Here is a 2242-nt window from a genome sequence, read left to right as displayed (position 1 = left end):
GACGATCTGGATCGGCATGCAGCGAACCATGGACGCCGCGCTCACTATTCAAACACTGAGGGAAGAGTCATGACTTCCGTATAAGGAAATGGGTCTTAACGGCGTCTTTTGTGAGGATTTACTTTGCTCGTTTGGCACATCGCTTGGATGGTGCACTTCCACGGGAATGGCCATTCAGTCCGAATTTATGGGCCAACTGCGTGAGTGCGATCATTCCCAAATGGCCTATCAGGAATACGATTTTCTTCTACCATGGCGTACCCAGCTCAGCAACGAGAACACGCGATGTCATATTTCTCTTTTCGATGACCGTTGAACACCCAAGCTGCCACCGGGTCCGATGACAACGAGACCAAGACACTCTAATTTCTTGGATATCCCAAAAACAGGGCGACATCTATTCTGCCTTGAGGGTTTTCGTAAAGTAAACCGGGTCGACGTGAGTCATAACGTTGAGTACGCGATGGTGCTCCATCGTGCGCCGCCGGGCATCGACGGCAATCGCATGGCCCTGTGCCACTGTCAGCGTGGCCTCGACTTCAAGATGGACATCAACGAGCACCTGGTCGCCCATCTTGCGGGTGCGCAGGTCGTGCAAGCCGAGCACGCCGGGCGTGCCCAGCATGGTGGCGCGAATGTCGGCGACGGTTACTTTGTCGGCGGCGCGGTCCATCAGGTCATTTAGAGCGTCCCAACTGAAGCGCAGTCCCATGCGCGCGACCATCAGCGCCACTACCATTGCCGCGATCGGGTCGAGGCTGTGATAGCCGAGCAGGTTGCCGGCGATGCCAAGCGCCACCACCAACGATGAAGCCGCATCCGAGTGCGCATGCCAGGCATTGGCTACCAGCATGCTCGAACGGACCCGCCGCGCCACGGCCAGCATGTAGCGGAACAGCAACTCCTTGGATGCCAGCGCGACCACTGCCACCCAAAGTGCCATTGGCTGAACCGGCTGTGGCCCGGCGGGATGCTGCAGCTTGCCCAGTGCTGCCCACAGCATGCCCGCCGCCGCCGTCAGCAGCAGCACACCCAGGACCAGCGACGCTGCTGTCTCGAACCGCAGGTGTCCATACTGGTGATCGGCATCCGGATCCTTGCTGCTTTGCGCTCCGGCGGCCAGTACGACAAAGTCTGAAAGTAGGTCGGACAGCGAATGTGCGGCGTCGGCAATCAGCGCCTGCGAGCCGGAGATGATGCCGGCCGCCCCCTGGGCGATGGTCAGGCCGATATTGACCGCCACGCTGACAAGCGTGCTGCGCCAACCGGCGCTGTAACGCGCCTGTGCGTCAGTCGGCCTTCTGGCGTCGTTTTCGGGTAGTTCGGGACGCATCTGGTGAATTTCGATTTGGTCCTGGAACTATAGCTCAAAGCGACAGGAAGTAGATCATCACGTATTTGTGGTGACGAAAAAAGTCCTGCATTGGCTGGGCTACACCTCTGCTTTTAAAAGATTGATCCTTGAAGCGATTTCCCAATTCTAGTCTTTTCCCTTTAAGGCTTCTTTGACCACGCGAAAACACCGAGCAGCACAAGCAAAGAAAATGCGAATCAGTACACCATCCACAAGCGCGAAGGATCTCCTGCCTGGTGCGGGAGGTGGGTCAAAAGCAAGCCGATCAGCCAGACAAGCCTCCACGCAGACAACAAACCTGTCGCCGTAAGCTGCGTCCGCGGTCGCGATAGATTGTCATACTTCCACTTGATTGGCTTGAAGTCATCCCGGAATGTGATTGGCGACAACGTTAGTCAAGAACGCAGCGAACTGATCGCTGGTAGGGACTGTCAGAAAATTTCTGTTTAGGGCATAACATGTCGCCAAGTAGCACTCAATGAGTGCGCAACACCGCAGCGTATCTGTCGCATCCACTGCGTTGTCCGTTCTTGCCAAGGCTCTGACCTGATCAACAATGTTGAAGAAGAGAGTTAGCTCCTGCAGTTGGAAGCCGACTGTGCATAGAGCGTCATCCGGATACAGGCGAATCGTGAACCTGTAGGGACGATAATGAATCTCTTTCAAGGTGTTCGGCGGGATTGAAATTGACCTGGGCCAAATCTAATTCAAATTATCGAGTCGGTCCATTTTTTCTGCACTAAAATGATACCAGACGTCAGCGCTTTGCAACGCTGGAGGTTACCACCCACTCAAGGCATCCCCTTATACGGAAGTAGGACCGTCTCCGCGGCGAGGCTTGGAGCTTGAAGTCCCGGGAATTTCGAGGTAAGGGGGTTGTTAACTTCG

Annotated in this window: 1 protein-coding gene; it reads right to left on the bottom strand. The window is 55.6% G+C overall.

Annotated elements, in window-relative coordinates; all coding sequences use genetic code 11:
* Window positions 1–397: 397 nt before the first annotated feature.
* A complete protein-coding gene (locus tag A3AG_RS0100120) occupies window positions 398–1333 on the bottom strand; it encodes a cation diffusion facilitator family transporter (RefSeq protein WP_012354613.1) in 936 nt (311 codons plus the stop codon).
* Between the last annotated feature and the right edge of the window lie 909 nt (window positions 1334–2242).

This window comes from Cupriavidus neocaledonicus (genome assembly GCF_000372525.1).
Taxonomy (GTDB): Bacteria; Pseudomonadota; Gammaproteobacteria; order Burkholderiales; family Burkholderiaceae; genus Cupriavidus; species Cupriavidus neocaledonicus.
This window is presented reverse-complemented; position numbering and strand designations above follow the sequence as displayed.

Excerpts from the sequence above, each read along its gene's own strand:
- A3AG_RS0100120 (WP_012354613.1), bottom strand. The coding sequence starts at position 1,333 with ATGCGTCCCGAACTACCCGAAAACGACGCCAGAAGGCCGACTGACGCA.